This is a genomic window from Saccharopolyspora sp. NPDC003752, from assembly GCF_053605825.1.
In genome coordinates this window covers 1-22,975 of sequence record NZ_JBSGJZ010000008.1, presented here as the reverse complement: position 1 = coordinate 22,975, position 22,975 = coordinate 1, and the positions used below count along the sequence as shown (strand labels likewise).

General features: G+C 71.4%; 19 protein-coding genes and 1 pseudogene. 13 read left to right on the top strand and 7 right to left on the bottom strand.

Annotated elements, in window-relative coordinates:
- The first annotated feature begins 276 nt into the window (after positions 1–276).
- The 3 genes from ACWEV3_RS12630 (at position 277) to ACWEV3_RS12620 (ending at position 3,515) form a co-directional block, all read left to right on the top strand.
- On the top strand, positions 277–1,224 hold the full coding sequence (locus ACWEV3_RS12630; RefSeq protein ID WP_452613964.1) for an alpha/beta hydrolase: 948 nt from the start codon (positions 277–279) through the stop codon (positions 1,222–1,224).
- Complete coding sequence (locus ACWEV3_RS12625) at positions 1,221–1,904, top strand: nitroreductase family protein (protein WP_452613963.1); 684 nt, start codon at positions 1,221–1,223, stop codon at positions 1,902–1,904. Before ACWEV3_RS12630 ends, ACWEV3_RS12625 begins: the two co-directional genes overlap by 4 nt.
- Positions 1,905–2,147: 243 nt before the next feature.
- The gene (locus ACWEV3_RS12620) at positions 2,148–3,515 is read left to right on the top strand and encodes a dihydrolipoyl dehydrogenase family protein (protein WP_452613962.1); all 1,368 of its coding nucleotides are present in this window, start codon (positions 2,148–2,150) and stop codon (positions 3,513–3,515) included.
- An 8-nt stretch (positions 3,516–3,523) separates the two neighbouring features.
- Here the strand turns inward: ACWEV3_RS12620 and ACWEV3_RS12615 are convergent, their stop codons facing one another.
- The 5 genes from ACWEV3_RS12615 to ACWEV3_RS12595 all read right to left on the bottom strand — a co-directional run bounded on the left by ACWEV3_RS12615 (position 3,524) and on the right by ACWEV3_RS12595 (position 10,065).
- Positions 3,524–4,759 (bottom strand): PAS domain S-box protein, encoded by a 1,236-nt coding sequence (locus ACWEV3_RS12615; protein ID WP_452613961.1) that lies wholly within the window; start codon positions 4,757–4,759, stop codon positions 3,524–3,526.
- 62 nt (positions 4,760–4,821) lie between these two features.
- Entirely contained in the window at positions 4,822–6,093 is a 1,272-nt protein-coding gene (locus tag ACWEV3_RS12610; RefSeq protein WP_452613960.1) for an alpha/beta fold hydrolase, read from the bottom strand.
- 447 nt (positions 6,094–6,540) lie between these two features.
- Complete coding sequence (locus ACWEV3_RS12605) at positions 6,541–7,605, bottom strand: hypothetical protein (RefSeq protein ID WP_397528635.1); 1,065 nt, start codon at positions 7,603–7,605, stop codon at positions 6,541–6,543.
- 43 nt (positions 7,606–7,648) lie between these two features.
- Positions 7,649–9,262 (bottom strand): OPT/YSL family transporter, encoded by a 1,614-nt coding sequence (locus ACWEV3_RS12600; RefSeq protein WP_452613959.1) that lies wholly within the window; start codon positions 9,260–9,262, stop codon positions 7,649–7,651.
- Between the two features lie 26 nt (positions 9,263–9,288).
- Positions 9,289–10,065: an IclR family transcriptional regulator gene (locus ACWEV3_RS12595; protein ID WP_452613958.1), complete on the bottom strand. Its 777-nt coding sequence runs from the start codon at positions 10,063–10,065 to the stop codon at positions 9,289–9,291.
- Positions 10,066–10,238: 173 nt separating this feature from the next.
- On the opposite strand from ACWEV3_RS12595, the gene ACWEV3_RS12590 reads away from it, so the two are divergent.
- The 7 genes and pseudogenes from ACWEV3_RS12590 to ACWEV3_RS12560 all read left to right on the top strand — a co-directional run bounded on the left by ACWEV3_RS12590 (position 10,239) and on the right by ACWEV3_RS12560 (position 19,120).
- Positions 10,239–10,892: a GntR family transcriptional regulator gene (locus ACWEV3_RS12590; protein ID WP_358569137.1), complete on the top strand. Its 654-nt coding sequence runs from the start codon at positions 10,239–10,241 to the stop codon at positions 10,890–10,892.
- Positions 10,893–11,157: 265 nt separating this feature from the next.
- Positions 11,158–12,753, top strand: a pseudogene (locus ACWEV3_RS12585) (MFS transporter).
- Positions 12,754–12,901: 148 nt separating this feature from the next.
- Positions 12,902–13,684, top strand: coding sequence for an enoyl-CoA hydratase/isomerase family protein (locus ACWEV3_RS12580; RefSeq protein WP_132486835.1), 783 nt, complete (start codon positions 12,902–12,904; stop codon positions 13,682–13,684).
- A complete protein-coding gene (locus tag ACWEV3_RS12575; protein WP_452613957.1) occupies positions 13,681–15,756 on the top strand; it encodes an acetate--CoA ligase family protein in 2,076 nt (691 codons plus the stop codon). The genes ACWEV3_RS12580 and ACWEV3_RS12575 overlap by 4 nt, the downstream gene beginning before the upstream one ends.
- A gap of 3 nt (positions 15,757–15,759) precedes the next feature.
- Positions 15,760–17,091, top strand: a complete 1,332-nt coding sequence (locus ACWEV3_RS12570) for an MFS transporter (RefSeq protein ID WP_452613956.1) — start codon at positions 15,760–15,762, stop codon at positions 17,089–17,091.
- A complete protein-coding gene (locus tag ACWEV3_RS12565; RefSeq protein ID WP_452613955.1) occupies positions 17,088–18,176 on the top strand; it encodes an acyl-CoA dehydrogenase family protein in 1,089 nt (362 codons plus the stop codon). Before ACWEV3_RS12570 ends, ACWEV3_RS12565 begins: the two co-directional genes overlap by 4 nt.
- Complete coding sequence (locus ACWEV3_RS12560) at positions 18,173–19,120, top strand: acyl-CoA dehydrogenase family protein (RefSeq protein ID WP_452613954.1); 948 nt, start codon at positions 18,173–18,175, stop codon at positions 19,118–19,120. Before ACWEV3_RS12565 ends, ACWEV3_RS12560 begins: the two co-directional genes overlap by 4 nt.
- Here ACWEV3_RS12560 and ACWEV3_RS12555 read toward each other — a convergent pair.
- Complete coding sequence (locus ACWEV3_RS12555; protein WP_452613953.1) at positions 19,110–19,265, bottom strand: hypothetical protein; 156 nt, start codon at positions 19,263–19,265, stop codon at positions 19,110–19,112. The genes ACWEV3_RS12560 and ACWEV3_RS12555 overlap by 11 nt on opposite strands.
- Before the next feature lie 202 nt (positions 19,266–19,467).
- Here ACWEV3_RS12555 and ACWEV3_RS12550 point away from each other — a divergent pair, with 202 nt between their 5' ends.
- Positions 19,468–20,085, top strand: coding sequence for a TetR/AcrR family transcriptional regulator (locus tag ACWEV3_RS12550; protein ID WP_358569158.1), 618 nt, complete (start codon positions 19,468–19,470; stop codon positions 20,083–20,085).
- Between the two features lie 4 nt (positions 20,086–20,089).
- Here the strand turns inward: ACWEV3_RS12550 and ACWEV3_RS12545 are convergent, their stop codons facing one another.
- On the bottom strand, positions 20,090–20,461 hold the full coding sequence (locus ACWEV3_RS12545) for a MerR family transcriptional regulator (protein ID WP_452613952.1): 372 nt from the start codon (positions 20,459–20,461) through the stop codon (positions 20,090–20,092).
- Between the two features lie 48 nt (positions 20,462–20,509).
- Here ACWEV3_RS12545 and ACWEV3_RS12540 point away from each other — a divergent pair, with 48 nt between their 5' ends.
- Together ACWEV3_RS12540 and ACWEV3_RS12535 are read left to right on the top strand one after the other, a co-directional pair.
- Entirely contained in the window at positions 20,510–21,394 is an 885-nt protein-coding gene (locus ACWEV3_RS12540; protein WP_452613951.1) for an NAD(P)H-binding protein, read from the top strand.
- 153 nt (positions 21,395–21,547) lie between these two features.
- Positions 21,548–22,837, top strand: a complete 1,290-nt coding sequence (locus tag ACWEV3_RS12535) for an MFS transporter (protein ID WP_452613950.1) — start codon at positions 21,548–21,550, stop codon at positions 22,835–22,837.
- Positions 22,838–22,975 lie beyond the last annotated feature (138 nt).

Sequence of the window (22,975 nt, the reverse complement as noted above, 5' to 3'; positions counted from 1 at the left end):
CCTCGATCTTCACCGGAACGATCGCGTTCCAGATTCGGCCGCAGGTGGCGACCCCTGTATCGAGGTACCCGGTGTCCGGCCGGGACAACCGGCCGCGGAACCGAAATCGGGCCGTGTGACGTCAGCCATACCCCATCCGCCGAGTGTCGTGTGATCCGTGCCACTTCGCTGCTTTTCTCATGATGCGGGAGCACGTTCGCCGGAACGGCCGATACCTTCGGCGCCTCGCCGTCGGTTTACATCACTGCGACGCTCCATCTGCGCTGGAGGAAAACAATGCCGTTGCATCCGGACGCCGAACCGTTCGTCGCGCTCATGCAGGAATACTTCCCCGATCTCGGCGGCGCGGTCACCGACGCCGCCGAGGCCCGCGCGATGATGAACGCGGGCGCCGCGGAGCGGCCGCGCCAGCCGGTCGCAAGGGTCGAGGACCGGCTCGTCCCCGGACCGCCCGGCGTCGAGATCCCGGTGCGCATCTACTGGCCGCGCGTCGACGGCGAGCCGCTGCCGGTGGTCGTGTACTGCCATGGCGGCGGCTGGGTGCTCGGCGACCTGGAGAGCCACGACGGCGTCTGCCGCGCGATGGCCAACGGCGTCGGCGCGATCGTCATCGCCGTGCACTACCGGCTCGCACCGGAACACCGCTACCCGGCGGCCGCCGACGACGCCTTCGCCGCAACGCAGTGGGCCGCCGAGCACGCCGCGGAGCTCGGTGGCGACCCGGCGCGCCTCGCCGTCGCCGGGGACAGCGCAGGCGGCAACCTGGCCGCGGTCACGGCGTTGCGGGCCCGCGAGACCGGCCGCCCGGACATCGCCTTCCAGATGCTGGTCTACCCGGTCACCGACCACGACTTCACCACCGAATCCTATGTGGACAGCGGGCCGGACTGCCTGCTGACCGCGCGGCACATGATGTGGTTCTGGGACCAGTACGTGCCCGGCACCGCCGATCGCGACCACCCGCACGTCTCGCCGTTGCGCGCCGCCGACCTCGCCGGGCTGCCGCCCGCGCACGTCCTCACCGCGGGCCGCGACCCGCTGCGCACCGAAGGCCAGCGCTACGCCGAGCGGCTGAAGGCGGCAGGCGTGCCCACCAGCGTCCAGCACTGCCCGGGGTTGTTCCACGGCTTCGCCGGCGGCGCCGAACTGCTGCCGATCGCAGGCGCCGCGATGGCCGAGGTGCACCGCGTGCTGCGGGAAGCTCTTATACCGGAGGAGAAATGACCGCACCGTCGCCGCGCCCGCACTCCCATCCGTTCGTGCCCTACCACCCGGAACGACTACCGATCGCGGACGGCCTGCGCCGCGGGCAGGAGCTCTTCGAACACCTGGATGCCCGGCGCAGCGTGCGGTTCTTCAGCCCCGATCCGGTGCCGCGCGAGGCGATCGAGCTGGCCGTGCGCGTCGCCAACACCGCGCCCAGCGGAGCGCACCAGCAGCCGTGGACGTTCGTCGCGGTGCAGGACCCGGGCCTCAAGCACCAGATCCGGTTGGCCGCCGAGGCCGAGGAGAAGTCGTTCTACGAACGCGAGGACATCCCGCAGTGGCACGGCGCGCTGTCGCGGCTGGAGACCGATGCGAACAAGGACTACCTCGACGTGGTGCCGTGGATCGTCGTCGCGTTCGCCCAGAAGTACGGCGTAACCGGAGCCGGGCGGCAGAAGCACTACTACGTCAACGAAAGCGTCGGGATCGCCTGCGGGCTGTTCATCACCGCGCTGCACACCATGGGCCTGGCGACGCTGACGCACACGCCGAACCCGATGGGGTTCCTGACCAAGATCCTCGACCGGCCCACCAACGAGCGCCCGTACATCGTGTTCCCGATCGGCTACCCGGCCGCCGACTGCGAGGTGCCCGACCTGACCCGCAAGCCGCTCGACGAGGCCCTGATCTGGCGCTGACACCCGGAAACCACGCGATTTCACCGCCGGGCACTGGGCACGTGCACCGCGGATGTGCTTCGTGCCGATGCGCTTGCGGAACACCCCGTGCACCGGTCGTGAGTGGCAGTGGTCGTCAGAGCGACCATCACCGCTCACGAGACAGTCGTGGTCGCCGGAGCGGCCATGATCACTCACCTCATTCGACGTGCGCGGGCGGGGCTGCGGTGTTGGGCTGGAACCGACACCGGAAGCTGAAAAGGGGTGGGTGCGGTGCCCGAAGAGGTCGACGTCGTCGTCATCGGCATGGGCCCGGGCGGCGAGGACGTGGCGGCCCGGCTGGCGAACGCGGGCCTGGACGTGATCGCGGTCGAATCGCGGCTGGTCGGCGGCGAATGCCCGTACTTCGCCTGCGTCCCGACCAAGATGATGGTGCGGGCCGCCGACGCCCTCGGCGAGGCGCGGCGGGTGCCCGAGCTCGCCGGGCAGGCCACCGTGCGGCCGGACTGGACGCCGGTCGCGAACCGCATCCGCGACGAGGCGACCACCGACTGGAACGACGAGATCGCGGTGCGTCGCTTCGAGGACACCGGTGGCAGGCTGGTGCGCGGCGTCGGACGGATCAGCGCGCCTGGCGAGGTCACCGTCGGCGACCAGGTGTTCCGGGCCCGCCGCGGCATCGTGCTCAACCCCGGCACCGACCCGCTGGTCCCGCCGATCGACGGCCTCGCCGAGAGCCCGTACTGGACCAATCGCGACGCGGTGCCCGCGACCCGGGTGCCGGAGTCGCTGCTGGTGCTCGGCGGCGGGCCGGTCGGCGTGGAGTTCGCGCAGGTCTTCGCCCGCTTCGGCGCCTCGGTGACGGTGCTGGAGTCGCGGCCGCGGCTGCTGGCGATGGCCGAACCGGAGGCCTCCGAGGTGCTGACCGCGGCGTTCCACGCCTGCGGCATCGAGGTCCGCACCGGCTGCGCCGTGGACCGCGTCAAGCACGACGACCGTTTCCAGGTGCACCTGGAATCCGGCGAGGTGTTCACCGGTGAAAGCCTGCTGGTCGCCACCGGGCGGCGCACCGACCTGCGCGCGCTGGGCGTCGCGGCCGTCGGGCTGGATGAACAGGCGCGGACCATCCCGGTCGACGGGCGGATGCGGGCCGCCGACGGCGTCTGGGCCATCGGCGACATCACCGGCCACGGGGCCTTCACGCACACCTCGGTCTACCAGGCGCGGATCGCGGCCGCCGACGTCCTAGGCCAGGGCACCGAGGTCGCCGACTACCGCGCGATGCCCTCGGTCATCTTCACCGACCCCGAGGTCGCCACCGTCGGGCTGACCGAATCCCGGGCCCGGGACGCCGCGATCCAGGTGCGCACCGCGATCACCCAGATCCCCGCGTCGACGCGCGGCTGGATCCACAAGGTCGGCAACGAGGGCATCATCAAGCTCGTCGCGGACGCCGACCGGGGCGTCCTGGTCGGCGCCACCGTGGTCGCGCCGGCGGGCGGCGAGATCATCGGGGCGCTCGCGGTGGCGGTGCACGCGGAGGTGCCGGTGCAGCGGCTGCGGGAGATGATCTTCGCCTACCCGACGTTCCACCGGGCGATCGAAGCGGCCCTGATCGAGCTGGACGCCTGACGCGCCGGTCAGCGGCCTCCGCCGTGCGACTCGCGGCGGCGCCGCTTGCTGGCGTACATGTCCCGGTCGGCGGCGTGCAGCAGCATGTCCGGCGCGATCGCGGGGTCGGCGGTCGCGGTGTAGCCGACGCTGGCGCGCAGCCGGATCCGGACCCCGTGTACCGACACATCGGTGTTCAGGTGCCGCTCGACGCGATCCCGCAGCGCCCGCGCGGCGTCCTCGTCCGGCAGCAGGCTGACCACGACGAACTCGTCGCCGCCCATGCGGGCGACGGTGTCGCCGGCGCGCACCGCCAGCTGCAACTCCCGCGCGGCGGCGATCAGCAGCTGATCCCCCAGCGCGTGCCCGAAGCGGTCGTTGACCGGCTTGAGCTGGTCCAGGTCCGCCAGCACCACCGCCAGCACGCCGTTGCCGCGAGCCAGCTGCTGCAGGCCGTGGTCGAGCCGGTCGGACAGCAGCGCGCGGTTCGCGAGCCCGGTCAGCGGGTCGTGCAGCGCCAGGTGCGCGAGGCGGGCGTCCACCAGGCGCTGCTCGCCGATGTCCTCGTACTGGCTGACCACGTACGCCGGGGTTCCGTCGGCACCCGGCACCGTGGTCGCCCGGATCAGGATCCAGATCGGGTGCCCCTGCTTGTGCCGGTAGCGCTTCTCCACGCTGGCGCTGTCCACGTGGCCCTCGACCAGTTCGGACAGCGCCGCCATGCCCTGCTCTTCGTCTTCCTCGTAGGTGATGTCGGTGAACGACATCGAGAGCATCTCTTCTCGCGTGTAGCCGAGCATGGTGCAGAGCGTGTCGTTGACCGCGGTCCACGCGCCCTTGAGGTCCAGCAGCGCCATGCCGATCGGGGCGTTGGCGAAGCTGCGCTGCCACAGCAGCTCCGCCTCCCGGCGCCGCGTGATGTCCTGGATCTGGGACAGGAAGTGGATCGCCCGCCCGTGGCTGTCCCGGATGAACGACCGCGCCACCAGGGCCCAGATGACGCTGCCGTCGGAGCGGATGTAGCGCTTCTCCAGCAGGTCCGGGGACTCCATCGGCCCCTCCGGGTCGATGTCGTCGGGGTGCGTCACCGTCCGGTAGTCCAGGCCCTCCAGCTCCTCCCGCCGGTAGCCGAGCATCCGGCACATGGCCTCGTTGACGTACAGGTACCGGCCCTGCAAGTCGAGGATCGCCATCGCGGACGCCGCCTGGTCGAAGACGCGCTGCCAGGGCACGCCAGCGGCGAAATTCGGCTCCGAGGGGGACATGAGAACCGAACCATAGCGGGCGGGACCGCGGCACGCATCGGCGTGGTGGCCCACCGTGCTCGTCAGGCGTCGCCGCGGTTCATTGCCAGCAACCGGTCCAGCACGGTCGGTGATGCCTTGACCCCGTCGTGCTCGTACTCGTTGGTCACCCACACCCGAGCGCCGCGCACCTGCTGCGCCGACTCCAGCGCCTGGTCGCGGTCGACGAACATGTCGTCGTGGTAGACCGCCGCGGCGACCGGCACGTCGTTGCGGGCCAGCCGGTCGAGGTCGTAGAGGTGCGGCCAGTCGGATCTGGCGGCCAGCAGCTCGGCGGCGTCCCGCAGGGGTACCAGCGCCGGGTCCTGCTCGAACATCCAGGGGTAGATCATCTCGCCGGTGAAGTTGACGCGACCGCTCCGGGACCAGTCGAACTCGTCGAACTCCGCGCGCACCCGCTGCGCCGACCACTTCGAGGCGGTGCCCTGGCAGTAGATGGATTCGTGCAGCGCCGCGTACAGCGGGCGCTCGGCGAAGGAGAGCGCCGCGTCGACGCCGCGCAGGAAGGTGTCCGACAGGACGTCGCCGGCGAACGCCTCCTCCAGGTGGTAGTGCAGCGCGTCGAACCGCGACGCCTGGCCGAACTGGATGCCCAGCGCCTGGAAGCGCTCCGGGGTCAGCCGCTCCCCCGTCGGCATGATCACCTCGTGCTCGGCGAGGTGGTCGACGACGCGGCGCGCGATGGCGGCGTCCTCCGGGTAGCGGGCGAAGTAGGCGTCGTTCTTGCGCAACGTGCGCGGATACGCGGCTCGGTAGACGTCGTCCGCGTGCCCGGTCAGCGTCGGGATGCCGCCGGTGATCATCACCTGGCGCAGCCCCTCCGGCGCCAGCGAGAGGTACGTCAGCGCGCAGAAGCCGCCGAAGCTCTGCCCCAGCACCGACCACGGCTCGTCGCCGATCAGCTGCTTGCGCAGCACCTCGGCGTCCCGGACGATCGAGTCGGCGCGCAGCAGGCTCAGGTGCTCGGCCTGTTCTGCCGCCGACAGGCCCGCCAGCGTCTGGCGGTTGGCGGGCGTGCTGCGCCCGGTGCCGCGCTGGTCCAGCAGCAGCACGCGGTAGTCCTGGAGGGCGCGGCCCAGCCACGCGCTGGTGCTCAGCGGCCGTTCCGCCTTGCCACCCGGTCCGCCCTGGAGGTAGACCAGCCACGGCAGCGCCTGGTCCTGCTTGCCGGGGGCCACCACCTCCCTGCCGAAGACCTCGATCTCCCCGGCGCCCGGGTCGTCGTGGCGCAACGGCACCCGGAAGACGTGGTCCCGGGCCACCAGGCCCGGACGGCGGTACGTGACATCGGACATCGCGATTCCTCCACAGTGGACCGATATTCCAGGGACGGCACGGGAGCGGACCCGAGGATCTCCCGGCGAGGCCGGTCCGGCACCGCGCGTCGGACCGGGGCCCGCAATTTCCATTGAAACCGAAGGTTCGATTTCACTGAGGTTTTTCCAACCTCGTTCTGCGTGGCGGTGCGGGTGGCGGAACCTCAGAGGCTTCCTGGTCTGTGGGTGCCCTGACTTATGTATGTCCAATACACGGCGTCAGGGCCGTCCTCGCCAGGAAGCCTCTGAGAACCCGCGGCGGTGCCAGCGTCGTAGGTGGGCTATGCGCCTGCGGCGCATGCGACACCCCATCGACGCGCAGCCCTGCGACCCGCGGTTGCAGGCCGACCAGGATGAAAAACGCTCAATGGAAATTGCGGAGGACTCGGGAACCGCTCCCGCGCCGTCGTGCGGGCCGGTCGCGGATCAGTAGCCGGGGGCGCCGATCTCGCGGCAGATCCGCACCAGTTCCGGGTGCACGTAACGACCGTCGAGCTCGATGGCCTCGCCGTCGAGGTAGATCGACGGGCCGAGCACGCTGCCGTCGGTGTGCGCCGCCGCCACCCACGGCTCGCCGCCGATCCACGCGCCCTTGGTGCCGATGCCGATCTCCACGCAGCCGAACACCCGCTCGTCCTCCACGATGCGGCCGGTGGGCACCAGCACGCCCGGGTTGAAGCCCAGCGACCAGTGCGCCAGCCGGAACATGTTCGGGTCGTCGAAGGACTCCATCCAGTTCCGGAACACCTCGGCGTCGCGGTCGCCGGTGATCTCGGTGACCACGCCGTTCTCCACCTTGCAGCGCACCGGGGAGCGCAGCAGCCCGATCTCGGCCGGCGGCCACAGCGCGCCGTCGAACACGAGGGTGCCGTTCTGGGTCTCCTCGATCGGGTTCCAGGAGATCTGGCCGGAGAGCATCACGGTCTCGCCCGGCTTCTCGGCGGGCTTGCCGCGCAGGTTGATCGGGCGTCCCTGGTTGCGGCCGACCAGATCGGTGCCGTTGGCGGCGGTGATGCGCACCTCGTCGGCCTGCTCCAGCAGCGCGACCAGCGCGCGGCCCAGCCGCATGACGCCTTCGAAGTCGGGCTTGCCGACGGTGTCGACCAGCATCGGGATGTCCATGCCGGTCAGGTTGGTGTAGCGGGCGCCGTTCGCGATGGCCGCGCGGAATGCGTCGCTGTGCATGATGTAGGCGACGCTGAACTCGATCCACACGTCGGCCTTGGCGATCGCGCCGGCCACCGGGGCCGGCGGTTCCATCGCCGAACTCGGCCGCGTCTCGTACCAGATCACGGTGGGCGTGGCCCCGGCCGCGGCGACCGCCTGCGCGGTGAGCTCCACGACGCGCCGGTCGGTCGAGGTGTCACCGGTGAGCACCACCTCTTCCCCCGGCTTGACCAGCATGACCTGCTCGACGAGCTTGCGGGCGCCGATCGCGGCCTCCCACGACAGGTACTCCGGCCGGGACTCGACTCGGCTCACAACCTCCACGACAACTCCTCTTCTCTCATTGCACTTGCACGAACGGACCGGGTCACTTGGACTCGAAGATCCGGCTGGTCGAATAGAGCGCGTCGCCCGCGATGAGGCCCGCGCCGACGAGGTTGAGGTCCTCGTCCGCCTTGTCGCCGCGCCGCCAGCGGTAGACGATCCGCACCACGAGGGCGCCGAAGACCAGCCAGCAGGCCTGCGGGGTGGCGATCAGCAGGCCGGTGGCCAGCAGCACGCCCATCTGCCGGTTCGCGCCGCCGAGCAGCTGGATCAGCGCGCCGGGAACCGCCCACAGCAGCAACGTCATCAGCACGTTCGGGTCGGACAGCCCGGCGTGGATGGTGGCGGCGTAGACCTTGGCGACCGGCGGCAGCAGTCCGTCGCCGAAGAACGCCTGCCAGGACACGGCGACCGCGACGGTCGCCACCGCGAAGCCCACCAGCGAGGAGAGGTACTGCTGGAACCGGCCGGCGCGCTCGAAGGCGTCGTAGGGCCGGTGTTCCTTGCGCAGCAGCCAACCCGCCTTGAAGTCGTAGCCCATGTCGGCGAACGCGGGCCCGGTCGCGGACGTGTAACCGACGAACAGCGCGAGGGCCACCGGCGGCACCCCGAGGATCAGGCCGAGCACCAGGAAGATGAGCGTCACGGCGAACGCCGGGAACCAACCGGAGTGCATCGCGGCGAGGCCCACGATGATCTCGTGGATGATCGCGGCCAGCGCGGCGGCCAGGATCCAGAGGATCAGCACCGGCACCGACAGCTCCGAGATCAGCCCGCCGGCCAGGGCGACGACGGCGGCACCGATCACGAAGAGCACGTAGCCCTGCAGGACTCCCTTGCGCAGCGCCTTCTCGTCGACCTGCGGCACCTCGCTCGGATCGATGGACGTGGTGCGCTCGGCCTTCCCCTCCTTCTTCCGGAACATCAGGTAGCCGGCCTGCCCGAGGGCGACCAGGCCGGCGCCGATCATCACGCCGTGCGGGATGTAGAGGCTGCCGATGTTGATGTGGAACCAGGTGGGGCTGTACTGGCTGAACAGCAGCCCGATGCCGAACATGGCGAGCGCCCAGACGTTGCCGATGAAGGCCACGCCCGCCGCCGAGACCGGCAGCTTGAAGAACGCGCCGATGAACCCGAGGACGGCACCGCCGGCCAGCACGGCGGCCCGCCGGCCGCCCTTGTCCCCGGCGATGATGGTGTCGGCGGCGGCGATGCCGGGCGGCCATGCGGCCTGCGCGGGCAGCAGCCGCGAATTGAAAAGCCGGTACAGCACGAAGGAATCCGCGAACAACCCGATCGCGACGCCGACGAAGACCGGCCACACGAGGTCGGCGCGGCCGAACGCGAAGGGCACCGCGATGGGCGCCAGCAGCGAGTTCGCGGCGGCGAAGGTGGAGCCGGAAACGGCGCTCTGCACCAGGTTCTGGCGGTGCACGGAGCGCATCTTGCGCAGCGCGGCGATGTTGATCCGGCCGATGATCATCGCGATCAGCGCGCCGATGACGGAGGTGTTGGCCGAGATCCCGAGCGTGGTGATGAGGTGCAGGCCGATTATCGCCCCGACCACGGAGAGCACGATGGTGATCACCAGCACGGTGGGCTCGAAGGCCCGCGGATGCGCGCGTTCGGCGCCGGCCACGGGGTCGCTGATGGTCATGAGCAGCCTTTCCGGAAAGCGGTCGGTCAGCTGGGCGACCCGGCATCGCCGGGCGCGAGTCGGCTGGACAGGTCGGCGCCTGCGGCGCGCAGCGGGGCGGTCAGCTCGTCGATCCGGCCGGTCACGCGTTCGGCCGGTCCGATCAGCGTCAGGGAGGCGACGGTCGCGCCGGCGAGCAGCAGCGGCACCGCGACGGCGCCGACGTTGGCGTCGAACTCGCCAGCGGACACCGACATCCCGGTGTCGGCGACCTCCTGCCACCGCTTCGCCAGCTCGGCGTAGGTGGTGGGGGTGTTCGGGGTGAACCGAGTGAGCGGCTCGGGCCCGAAGAGCTCGCGGACCTCCTCCAGCGGCTGCCCGGCGAACAACGCGTGCCCCGAACACCCAGCGTGACCGGGCATCACGTGCCCGACGATCGCCGAGTAGCTCAACGGGCCGCGCGCGTCCACCGCGGCCACCGTGCGGTAGGAGCCGCCGTGCGCGACGTTGAGCACGGCGCTCTCCCCCGTCTCCCGGGCCAGCTTCGCGAGCACCGGCCTGGCGATCAGGCTCAACGCGCCGCTGCGCTCGGCGACCCGGGCGAGCTGCGAAATCGCCGGCCCGAGGCGGTACCGCCGGGTTTCGGGGTCGGCGAGGACGAAGCCGCGATGGGCGAGCGTGGCCAGCAACCGCTGGACGACGGACTTGTCGAGCCCGAGCTCGCGCCCGAGCTCGCTGACTCCCCACTCCGGCCGCTGGTCGGAGAAGGAGAGCAGCACCTGCATGGCCCGATCCGCGGTCTGCAGGAGTCCCGAGCTCGCCAAACCGGCCTCCAAACTAGTGTTGCGATATGCACAACGCTGTCGCTATTTGCGCACCGCGTTGGGGGATACGGTGCGCCCGGCCAGCGGGTTTGTCAATACGTTGCGCCCAAAGTCGGATCACCACGGTGCGTTACTCTCGCGAGCACCGATCCAGCGGAGCGTGAGGTGAGGGCATGGCGGAGACTTCGGTGGGCCGCGCCGTCGAACTGATCCGGCAGATGATGCGCAGCCAGGAGCTGCTGCCGGGGCAGCCGCTGCGCCAGGAGGCGCTCGCCGAACGCTTGGGCGTCAGCCGCGTGCCGGTCCGCGAGGCGCTGAAGGCGCTCGAAGCGGAGGGCGTGGTGCGCCACCAGCCGAACGTCGGCTACACGGTGGCCCGGCTTTCGGCGGAGGAACTGCGCCAGGCGTACCTGATGCGCGCCGCGCTGGAGGCGGTCGTGCTGCGCGAGCTGCCGCGCCTGAGCACGGCGCAGATCATCGAGCTGACCGAGATCAACGAGCGCATCGCGGAGGCGGCCGAAGCGGTCGACGTCCTGCGGATCATCGAGCTCAACCACGACTTCCACTTCGTCATCTTCCGCAGTTCGGGGCTGAACCTGATCGTCGACGAGATCGAACGCATCTGGAAGATGACGGAGGCGTACCGCGCGGTGTACATCTACGACGAGTCGGCGCGCCGCCGGATCGTCCGCGAGCACCGGCAGCTGATCAACGCGCTGCGCCGCGGGCAGACCGAGCGAGCGATCCAGATCATGGACTCGCACCGCGACGCCACCCCAGCCCAGCTCGCCCCCGCGCTCGGCGTCAGCCTGCCGCTGCCGGGGTGAGCCGGAGGTCGCCCCAAAGGCTCCGGGCAAGCTCATCCCGAAGGCGCCCGGCGCCTGCCAGGTCGGCGATTTCGCGCGAAATCGCCGACCGGCCCCCACGCCAAGCGCTGACTTCGCGCGAAATCAGCGCCCCGCGTTCCTGACAGCCACGCCTCGCACGCGCCCGTTTCCGGAAGGACTCCGCGATGCCCGTGGACGAATCTGATATGTCCATTTAGGACCGGTGAACGGCGGTCGAGGCAGGCGACCATCCGGCGACCACGCCATGCCGCTGAAGTGGTCGCCCGGGAAGTTTCCGGCCGTCGGCGATCCGGCGGATGCGCACCTTCCGGGTCCTTCGGTTCTGTGGGCGGCGCCGGTTCCGGGCGATCGTGGCGGTATGAGCGCTCCGGTGGGTGATGCGGAATTCGGCGTGCGCGCGGGATGGGGCGTCTTGTCCACCGCGTGCCTGTCCACGTTCGTCGTCAACGCCAACACCTCCGCGGTGAGCATCCTGATCCCCTCGATCAGCGCGGACCTGGGAACCCCGATCACCGTGCTGCAGTGGGCGGTGACCGGCTACCTCCTGGTCGGGGCCGCCGTGATCGTCACCTCCGGCGCGCTGGGCGACGTCTTCGGCCGACGGCGCCTGTTCCTGGCCGGTCTCGCGCTGTTCGTGGTGTCGTGCGCGCTCATCGCCCTCGCCGGAACCGGGGTGCTGGTCGTGCTGGGGCGCCTGATCCAGGGCGCGGCCGGCGCGACGATCCTGGCCAGCGGGCTGAGCCTGCTCTCGGTGAACTCGTCCGGGGCGGCGCAGATGAGGGCCGTCGCCCTGTGAGGCGCTGCCGCCGCGGCCGGGGCCGCTGCGGGGCCGGTGGTCGGCGGCGTGCTCAACGAACTCACCGGCTGGCAGGGGTTGTTCTGGATCGACGCGGCGATCGCGCTGGTGTGCATCCCGTTCACGCTGCGCGCGGTACCGGAATCCCGCGACCCGAACCGCGCCCGCACGATCGACCTGGCAGGCACCGCGCTGGTCGCCGCCGCGCTCGTGCCGTTCGTGTTCGCCATGACCGAGGGCTCGTCCTGGGGATGGCTGTCGCCGCCCACCTTGCTGTGCCTGGTCCTGTCCGCGCTGGCCGTGGTCGGGTTCGTGGTGGTCGAGCGCCGGGTGGCCGCCCCGCTGGTCGACCTGGGCCTGCTGCGCAACGCCCTGCTGGTGGGTTCCACCGGCGCGATCCTGATCGGGGCCGGGGCGATCGCCGCGCTCAGCTTCCTGGTGAGCCTGTACTTCCAGGCCCCGCAAACCCTCGGGATGACGAGCCTGCAAGCGGGTCTGGCGACGCTGCCGATCGCCGCGGTGGTGGTCCTCGTGGCACCGGTGGTCGCGCCGTTGGCCTACTACTTCGGCGCGCGCCCGGTCGTCGTGGCGGGTTTCGCGATCCTCACGGCGGCGTTCGTGGCGCTCGCGGCGGTTCGGCCGTCGTGGGATTACGGCGCGTTCGTCCTCCCACTGCTCGGCATCGCCGTGGGGCTTGCCCTTTCCAACAGCCCGGCGTCGTCGGTCGCCACCGCGTCCGTGTCGCGCGAGCAGGTGGGCGCGGCGTCCGGGATCTCGAACATGGCGCGCTACGTGGGTGGCGCGGTCATGACGGCCGTCGTCGCCGGGATCTACGCGCAGGTCGCCGTGAAGAGCGCAACCGGGGGCGAGCCGCTCGCGGACGCCCTCGCGACCGGCCTGTCGCGAGCGTCGATCGCGCTCGCGGCATTCTCCGCAGCGGGCGTGCTGCTCGCACTGCTGGTCGCTCGCCGCCCGGAAAAGCCACGGCTCGGCGACTACGCCGCCGCCGCGACCGCGACGACGCACACCCTGCCCACCACCTGACCACGCCCATGTCCGCGCGCATCGCGGCGGGCGCGACCGGTTCCTCGCCGGGCTGGGCGGTCCCGGAAATTGAATACAATTTTGTATGGACTCCGTGCGCGTCGAGTGCTTAACTCGGGCCCGACGCAGGCGACGGGAAGGGACGGACATGGCGGATCTCGAGTACCAGGTCAGCGACGGGATCGGGACGATCCTGCTCAACCGCCCGAAGCGCAAGAACGCCTTCACCATGGAGATGATCGACGAGTGGGCCGCGGCCATCCGCTCCGCTCGCTTCGACCCCGAGGTGCGGGTCCTGGTGCTCACCGGCGCCGGCGACGCGTTCTGCTCGGGCGTCGACCTGGACGCCTTCACCTCGGGCGAGAAGTCCGTGCTGGACCACAAGACCGTCCTCACCGACCGGATCCACCAGGTCGCCCTCGCCCTGGAGGACCTGGACAAGCCGGTCATCGCGGCGGTCAACGGCGTCGCGGTCGGCGCCGGCATGGACATGGCCCTGATGTGCGACATCCGGTTCGTCGGCGAGTCGGCCAGGCTCTCCGAGGGCTACGTCCGCGTCGGCCTGGTCCCCGGCGACGGCGGCTGCTACTACCTGCCGCGACTGGTGGGCACCGCGAAGGCGCTGGAGCTGCTGTGGACCGGCGACTTCGTGGACGCCAAGACCGCGGTGGACATCGGCATCGCCAGCCGGTGCGTGCCCGACGCCGAACTGATGGACGAGACCTACGCGTTCGCCCGGCGCCTGGCCGACGGCCCGCCGGTGGCCATCCGGGCCATCAAGCGGACCGTGTACCAGTCGGCGCGAACCGACCTGCGCACCTCGCTGGACCTGATCTCCTCGCACATGGCCGTCGTGCAGTCCACTGAGGACTCCGCCGAGGCGATGCAGGCCTTCAAGGAGAAGCGCAAGCCCGAATTCCGGGGCCGGTGACCACTGTGGATGGACTGCTGCGGCCGCGGTCGGTGGCGATCGTCGGCGCATCGGAGCGCTCCGCGATGGCCGGGCGGCTCACCCGCTACCTGCGGGACTTCGACGGCGCCGTCTACCCGATCAACCCGAACCACCGGGAGATCCACGGGCTGCCCTGCTACCCGTCGCTGCTGGAACTGCCGGGCCCGGTCGACCTGGTGCTGGTGCTGGTCCCGGCGTCGCGCGTGCTGCCGGTGGTCGAGGAAGCCGGCCGCGCGAGTGCGTCCTGCGTGGTCGTGCTGTCGTCCGGGTTCGCCGAGATCGGCGCGGACGGCCGGGAACTCCAGGACCGGCTCGTGGCGGCCGCGAAGCGGCACGGGCTGCGGGTCATCGGCCCCAACTGCCAGGGCCTGATCTACCGGCCCACCGGGCTGACCGCCACGTTCACCGCCGCCGCCGACGGGGAGCAGCCGGGCGAATCCGGCATCGCCTACGTGGGTCAGAGCGGCGCGCTCGGCGGCAGCTTCCTCGGGCTGGCGCGGGATCGCGGGATCGGGCTCACCGCCTGGATCAGCGTCGGCAACCAGGCCGACCTGACCGCGACCGATGCCGCCGAACTGCTGGTGGCCGACCCGAACGTCCGGGTGCTGGCCTGCTACCTGGAGGAACTGCCCGACGGGACGCGGTGGGCCCGGCTCGCGGCGCGCGCCGCCGAGCTCGGCAAGCACATCGTCGTGCTGCGCTCGGGCCGCTCCTCGGCGGGTGAGCGCGCCATCGCCTCGCACACCGGCGCGCTGGTGCGCTCCGGGGCCGCTTTCGACCTGCTCACCCGGGAATCCGGCGCGATCCAGGTCGACGACCTCGACGAACTGCTGGACGTCTCGGTCGCGTTGACCGGCGCCCCGAGCCTGCTGGCGGGCCGCATCGGCATCATCACCAGCTCCGGCGGGGCGGGCGGACTGGCCGCCGACCAGGCCGAGGGCAACGGACTGGCGCTGCCCGAACTCGACGCCGCGACGCAAGCGGCCCTGGCGCCGCTCGTGCCGTCGTTCGGCAGCGTCGTCAACCCGGTGGACGTCACCGCGCAGGTCATCAACGACCACGCGCAGCTGGGCGCGGTGTGCGAGGCCGTCGCGGACTCCGCCGAGGTGGACGCCGTGCTGGTGGCGCTGACGACCATCGGCGGCGAGCCCGCGGTGGCGGTGGCCGAGTCGATCCTGCGGGCCGCGAAGCGCTCCGCCAAGCCCTTCGTCGTGGCCTGGCTCTACTCCCACGACCAGATCGCCGAGGCGGCCTCGTTGTTGCGCCGCAACGGTGTTTCCGTGCTGGGCACGACGACCGCCGCGCTGCGCCTCATCGCGCACCTGGTGCCCCACGACGAGCGGCGCGCCGCCGTCGCCGCGCCGCGCGGCCTGGCCGGTTTCCTGGACCGGCCGGCGCTCACCGAGGCCGGTGGCGCGGAGCTGCTCGACGCGATGCGGATCGCCCGGCCGCGCGGACGGCTGGCAGCCGGTCCGGCCGAGGCCGCCGCGGTCGCCGGGGAGCTCGGCGACCGGGTCGTGCTGAAGGTCCAATCCCCCGATCTGGCGCACAAAAGCGATGTCGGCGGCGTCGTGGTCGGCGTTCCGGCGGAGCGGGTTCGCGACGCCGCCGAGGACATGCTCGAAACCGTCGCCGCGAACGCGCCCCGGGCCCGCATCGACGGCGTGCTTGTGCAGGAACTCCTGCCCGGCGGCGTCGAGCTGCTGGTCGGCGTGCAGGGCGGCGAGGACGGCTACCCGCCGGTCCTGACCGTCGGCATGGGCGGCACGACGACCGAGCTGTACCGGGACGTCGTCTCCGCCCTCGGCCCGGTGGACTCCGAGCAGGCCACCGCGCTGTTCCGGCGGCTGCGCGGCTGGCCGCTGCTGGACGGCTTCCGCGGTCGTCCGCGCTGCGACGTGGCGGCGGCCGCCGCCGCGATCGCATCGATTTCCCAGGCGGCCGTGGAACTCGGCGACCGGCTGGGCGAACTGGAGATCAACCCGCTCGTGGTCCACGGGTCCGGCGCGGTCGCCGCCGACCTCGTCGTGACCGGAAGAAGCCGGAGGTAGCACATGAGCGGGTCGACGAAGCCCCGCCGGTTCACCCACGCCCGCGCGGTGCTCAGCGGGTCGATCGGCAACACCGTCGAGTGGTACGACTGGTTCGTCTACGCGAACTTCGCGCTGTACTTCGCCGGGCAGTTCTTCCCGAAGGGCAATCCCACCGCGCAGCTGATGAACACCGCCGCGGTGTTCGCGGTGGGCTTCCTGGCCCGCCCGCTGGGCGGCTGGGTACTGGGCCGGATCGCCGACCGGCGGGGCCGCAAGTTCGGCCTGACCCTGTCGGTGACGATGATGTCGTTCAGCGCGCTGCTGATCGCCATCGCCCCGCCCCACCAGCACGCCGGCTACCTCGGCGCGGTACTGCTGCTGATCGCGCGGATCATGCAGGGCATCAGCGTCGGCGGCGAGTACGCGGCCAGCGCCGCCTACCTCACCGAGGTGTCGCAGCGGGGCCGGCGCGGCCTGGGTTCGAGCTTCCAGTACGTGTCGGTGACGATCGGGCAGCTGCTCGGGCTCGTCGTGCTGATGGTGCTGCAGGCCGTCATGACCGAGGAACAGCTCACCTCGTGGGGCTGGCGCATCCCGTTCGTCATCGGGGCGGTCGCCGCGCTCGTGGTGTTCTACCTGCGGCGCCGGATGCACGAGACGTCGGCTTACGTCGAAGAGGAGTCGCATGACGCGCAGATGCGCCGGGGCACGCTGCGCGAGGTGTGGAAGCACCGCCGCGCCGCGGTGCTGGTGTTCGCGCTGACCCTCGGCGGCAGCGTGGCGTTCTACACCTACACCACGTACCTGACGAAGTACCTGAGCAACTCCGTGGGACTGAGCAAGCCCGACGCGGCCCGGGTCATGTTCATCGCGCTGTGCGTGTTCACGGTCCTGCTGCCGCTGGGCGGGGCGATCTCGGACAAGATCGGCCGCCGGCCGGTGCTGATCTTCTTCGGCGTCGGCACCACGCTGGGCACCTACCCCATCATGACGTCGATGCAGCGCTGGCCGAACTTCGGCGTCGCGCTGGCGCTGACCATGCTGGCGTTGACGATCGTGGCCGGGTACTCGTCGGTGAACGCCTGCGTGAAGGCCGAGCTTTTCCCGACCGGCATCCGCACGGTCGGCGTCGCGATCCCCTACGCGCTGGCGCAGGCGGTCTTCGGCGGCACCGCGGAGTACGTGGCGCTGGCGTTCCGCGACGCGGGCGTCGAGAACTACTTCTTCTTCTACGTCTCGGCCTGCGGCCTGGTGTCGCTGCTGACCTACCTGCTGATGCCGGAGACCGGGAGCGCGGCGCTGAGCCGCGCCGAGCAGGAGCTGCAGAGCAGCGGAAAGGAGACCGTCGCATGAGTCCGCTGTCCGACCTGCGCCGGGAAGTGCGGGACCTGTGCCGGAGTTGGCGGGCCGACGGCCGGTACCGGCCGCGGCCGGACGCCTGGCTGCGGTCCTTCGACCTCGACTTCAGCAAGGAGCTCGCCGAGCGCGGCTTGCTGGGCATGACCTGGCCGCGTTCGGTGGGCGGCGCCGAGCGGTCGAACCTGGCGCGGCTGGTGGTCACCGAGGAACTGCTGCGGGCGGGCGCGCCGGTGGCCGCGCACTGGATCGGTGACCGGCAGATCGGCCCGTCGATCCTGCGGCACGGCACGCCCCGGCTGCAGCAGGAGATCCTGCCCGGCATCGCCGCGGGAGAGTTCGTGTTCTGCCTGGGCATGAGCGAACCCGACGCCGGCTCGGACCTCGCCGCGGTGCGCACCACCGGCACCCGCGTCGCGGGCGGCTGGCGCATCGACGGCCGGAAGATCTGGACCAGCCACGCGCACCGCGCCACGCACGCCTACCTGCTGGCGCGCACTGAGAAGTCCGAGGTGAAGCACGCCGGGCTGACCGAGTTCGTGCTGGACATGAGCGATCCCGGGGTGTCGGTGTCGCCGATCGTCGACATGGCCGGCTCGCACCACTTCAACGAGGTGGTGTTCGAGAACGTCTTCGTGCCCGAGGAGCGGGTGATCGGCGTCGAGGGCAACGCCTGGCGGCAGGTCACCGAGCAGCTCGCCTACGAACGCGGCGGGCCGGAGCGGGTGCTGTCCACGTATCCGGTGCTGGAAGAGCTGCTGGGCGGCGGCAACGAAGACATGGCGGCCGAGGTCGGCGAGCTGGTGGCCCGGCTGGCGACGCTGCGGTCGTTGTGCGCGCAGGTCGCCGCGGCGGTCGACGCGGGCGAGGCTCCCGTGCAGGCCGCCGCGACGTTGAAGTACCTCGGCACCGCTTTCGAACGCGACGTGCTCGAATGCGCGCGCCGGGCAATGGATTCCGGGATCGTCTCGCCCGAGAGCACGCTGGGCGAGGCCATCCTCGCCTCGCCCGGCTTCAGCATTCGCGGCGGTTCCTCGGAGGTGCTGCTGTCCATCCTCGCCAAGCAGGAGGCCCGACGTTGAGCAACTCGCTGATCACCGAGGTCGCCGCGGACGTGCTGTCCGGGGCGTCGCCGGAGGTGCCGGAAGGCGCGCTGCACCCGCTGTGGCCGACGCTGGTCGAACTGGGCTGGCCGCAGGTCGGCATCCCCGAGGAGCGCGGCGGAGCCGGCGGGACGCTGGGCGACCTGGCGGAGCTGATCGCCGCGACGGCGGCGAGCGGCGTGAGCGTGCCGCTGCTGGAAACGTCGTTGGCGCAGTGGATTCTCGGCGAGCAGCTCCCGGCGGGGCTGGTCCTCGCGGCCACCGGCCTCGACAACGTCCCGTGGGCCAGGCATGCCGACCACGTCGTGGTGTGCCCGGAGCGGGAATCCGCCTACCTGGTCGAGCCGAACGGCGACGTCGAGCAAGGGCAGAACCTCGCCGGTGAACCGCGCGACACGATCCGGGTTCCGGGGGCCACGACTCCCCTGCCCGCCGCTCCCCCGCACGACGCCGTGCTCGCCCGCGCCGCTGTGCTCAACGCGTCCGCGCTGCTCGGCGCCGCGCGCGGCGCGTACGCGCGCACCCGCGAGCACGTCACGCAGCGGGAGCAGTTCGGTCGCCCGCTCGTCGCGCTCAAGGCGGTGGCCAATGGGCTGGCCGAGATGAGCACCCACCTGGTCGCCACCGAAGCCGCGGTGGCGCGGGCGGTGCGGATCCACGAGGAGGACTCCGCGGAACGCGCCTTCGCCGCGTCGGCGACCGCGAAGATCACCGCAGCCCGGACGGCCACCAGCATCGCCCGTGCCGCGCACCAGCTGCACGGGGCGATGGGCGTGACCCGCGAGCACTCGCTGCACCACGTCACGCGGAAGTTGTGGGCATGGCGCGACGAATACGGCAGCGAGCGCCGCTGGTCGGCGGAGCTGGGTCGGGCGGCGCTCGCGGCGGGCGAGACCGGCCTGTGGGAGCAGCTCACCGCCTGAGCGCCGTCACCCGCCCTTGGAAGCTCATCGGCACCGTCGAGGCGAGCACCACTCTGGTGTCGCGAAGTTCTTCGGGGAACGCCGCCACCGCGCCGATGCCGCGGCCGCGGTCCAGGCGCCGGCGAACGGTCGGCCGGACGCCCATCCGCGCCCGGATCCGCAATTTCCATTGAAATCGAAGGTCCAATTTCAATGGAAATTGCGGGTAGCACGGACCGGGGCAGGGCGACGTGCACGACCGTGCCAGACCCTCGTCCGTCCGGGTTCGGACCGGCCTGAAGGGGCGACCCGGACTGCCCGACACCGCACCGTGTCCGATGCCGGGCCGCAGCCCGTATTCTGATGGCGTGACGGCGGCATCCGAATCCTCTGCCCACAACGGCTCCGCCATCCCGCGCGGCCAGGGCGGCGACGCGCTTTCCGTCGCGGCGCGCGAGATCTTCGCCGAACGCGGGTACCACGGCGCGTCCATCCGGGACATCGCCAAGCGGGCCGGGCTGAGCCTGTCCGCGCTGTACTACTGGCATTCCAGCAAGCAGGAGCTGTTCGCCGGGCTGCTGGAGGACAGCGTCAACGACTACGTGCAGGCCTGCGACGCGGCCCTGCGCGACTGCGGCGACGATCCGGCCGAGCGGCTGAGCGCGATCGTGCGCGCCACCGTGGACTACCGGGTGCGGCGGCGGGTGGAAAGCACCATCGCGGTGCGGGAGATCCGCAACCTGGAGGACGAGCACGCGCGTCGGCTCGGCGCGCTGCGCGAGTCGGCGACCCGGCTGTTCCAGGACATCATCGACGACGGCGTGCGACGCGGGGAATTCCGCTGCGAGCACCCCGCCGAGGCCCGCCGCGCGATCCAGGCCGCCTGCAACGCGATCCCGCAGTGGTACGACCCGGAAAGCGATGTGGGCGCGGCCGAACTCGCCGACCGCTACGTGGCGATCGCGCTGCGCGTCGTCGGGGCCTGATGGCTCAGAGCTCGCGAGCGAAAGCCGCGCAGTCCGGGCATTCGTCCAGGTATCGGTGCCGGCAGTCGGCGGTGTGCCGGAGGTAGGTGATGGCCTGCTGCGTGCGGCGGACTTCGCTTTCGAGGGCGGCGATCTTCGCCCGCACGACCGCCTGCGCCGCCGACTTCTTCGGCGCCATGGCGGCGGTGACCTCCGGCAACGAGAGTCCCACGCGCCGTAGCTTCAGCACGGTGCGCGCCTGTTCCAGGGTGGTGTCGTCGAAGATGCGGTAGCCGTTGCCGTCGCGGGGCACGGCAAGCGCGCCGGCCTGTTCCCAGTGCCGCAGCACGTGGGCTTCGATGCCGAGCTCCGCGGCCGCTTCGCCGATGGTCCTCACCACGCGCACCTTGCCTTCATGTCGACCTGAACCCTTAGTGTCCGCGGCATGTCAGGAACCATTCTCCCCGCCATCGGCGAGCGGACCTCATCGATCCTGGTCACCGGCGCCACCGGCAACCTCGGCCGGGAAGTCGTCAACCGGTTGCGAACCCGCGGTGTGCGGGTTCGCTGCCTTTCGCGCCGTCCCCTGCCGGGAGTCGAGTCGGTGCGCGGCGACCTCACCGACCCCGCCGCCGTCCGCTCCGCGCTCGCAGGCGTGGACGCCGTGCTCCTCATGTGGCCGCTGCTCGACGCGGCCCCTGCCCACGACCTGGTCGCCGAACTCGCCGCTGCGGCGCCTCGCGTCGTCTACGTGTCCTCGACGGCCATCGACGACGAAGCCGCCCGCCAGAGCGATCCCATCGTTCAGGTGCATGCGGACATGGAGGCCATGCTCGGAGATTCCGGCCTGCGGTGGGTCGCATTGCGAAGCGACACGTTGGCGTCCAACGCCCGGGGCTGGGCGGCCCAGTTGACGGCGGGTGACGTGGTGTCCGGCCCGGACATCGCGCGGACGGCCGTCGTGGACGAGCGCGACGTGGCCGAAGCGGCTGCGGTCGTGCTGCTCGGGGACGACGAGCAACGCGGACCGCACGTGTTGACCGGCCCCGAGATCCTCGGTCGTGCCGATCAGGTCGCCTTGCTCGGTGCCGCGCTGGGGCGCCGCCTGCGCTTCGAGGCCGTTCCCCCGGATCTGGCGCGATCCCGGATGCTCGCGGACGGCCGTCCCGAGCACCTGGTGGAGGCGCTGGTCGCCGCTTCGGCGCACCGCCCGGAGTCGGGCCTCATCACCGACGACGTGGAGCGCCTGACCGGCCGGCCGCCCGGCACCTTCGGGCGCTGGGCCGTCGACCACGCCGCCGATTTCGCGCGAAATCGCCACTCCGCGTGAGGGCGGGTCGGCGATTTCGCGCGAAATCGCCATCTCTCCCGCCACCGGGCCGCAATTTCCGGGCCGCGAAGTTGACCTCCACCATTGTCGAGGTTCTAGCGTCGACCGCATGATCGAGAACTTGTCCGCGGACTCCCGGGGTCGTGAGCGGCCATGATGGAGAACGACACCGTGGCACCGACGCCCGCGCCGCCCGGATTTCCCCGCGTGCTGCTGCCCTTCCGCCGTTCCGCCTACCGCAGGCTCGCCGCCGCGCTGTTCTTCGCGCTGTGCACGAGCGGACTGTGGGTGGTCGCGCAGGTCTGGGAAGTGGTGCGGATCGGCGGCGGCGCCAGCGAATTGTCCTTCGTCGCGGCAGCGGCGTCGCTCGGCGCGCTGCTGCCCCTCCTGCTCGGCGGCGCGGTCGCCGACCGGGTGGCGCAGAAGACGATCCTGATCGTCGTCCAGAGCGCCCACGCGCTCGTCCTGACCACCGCAGCCGTGCTGGCGCTGACCGACCAGCTTCGGCTGTGGCACCTCGTGGTGGTCGCGTTCCTGGGCGGCACCGCCACGGCGTTCTACTTCCCCGCGTACTCCGCGTGGTTGCCCGCCTTGCTGGCCGAGGACGAGCTCATGGCGGTCAACGGGTTCGAGGGAATGCTGCGGCCGACCATCCAGCAGGCCGCCGGGCCCGCGGTCGGCAGCGTCATCATCGCCACCGCCTCACCCGGCGCGGCGATGGGCCTGGCCGCGGCGACGGCCTTCGCCGCCTTCTGCGCGTTCCTGGCGGTTCCGCGCACTCCGGTGCGCAGGCGGGACGGTGCGCGCAGCGTCGTCGCCGACATCGCCGAGGGATTCCGCTACATGGTGGCCACGCGGTGGCTGCTCGCGTCGCTGCTCTTCGCCTCGCTCATGGTGATGATGCTGATGGGCCCGCTGCAAGTGGTGCTGCCGTTCCTCATCAAGGACCGGCTCGGCGGCGGGGCGGAGCAGCACGCGTTGGTGCTGGCCGCGTGGGGAATCGGCGGCGCCGTCGGCTCGCTGGTCATGGGCTCGCTGCGGATGCCCCGCCGCTACCTGACGGTGCTGATCGGGCTGTGGGGCGTGAGTTGCCTGCCGCTCGTGGCCATCGCGTTCGCGGGCGAGCTCTGGATCATCGTCGCGGCCGCGTTCGCCGTCGGTGCGATGTTCTCCAGCCCGATGGTCCTGTGGGGAACGCTGCTCCAGCGCCGGGTTCCGCCGCACCTGCTGGGCCGGATCACCAGCCTCGACTTCTTCGTGTCGATCGCGTTCCTGCCCGTCTCGATGGCGGTGGCGGGCCCGGTCGCGGAGCTGATCGGGACGCCGGCGACCTTCCTGGTCGCCGGAACGGTGCCGGCGCTCGCGGCCGTGGCGGCGATCGTCCTGGGCAGGCTGCCCGCCGACGAGCTCGCACACCCGCTCGCCCCGGAGGGCTCCGCCTAGGCGCGCGCACCTTAGGAACGCGGTGCGGGCACGTGCGGTCCGTGACCGCCTGAAATCAGGGCGGTTTCGCGCGAAACCGCCGGCCCCCCTACTCGGGGGGCGGGGGGGTGTGGTAGGGAACGGCTGCGCACCCAGAGC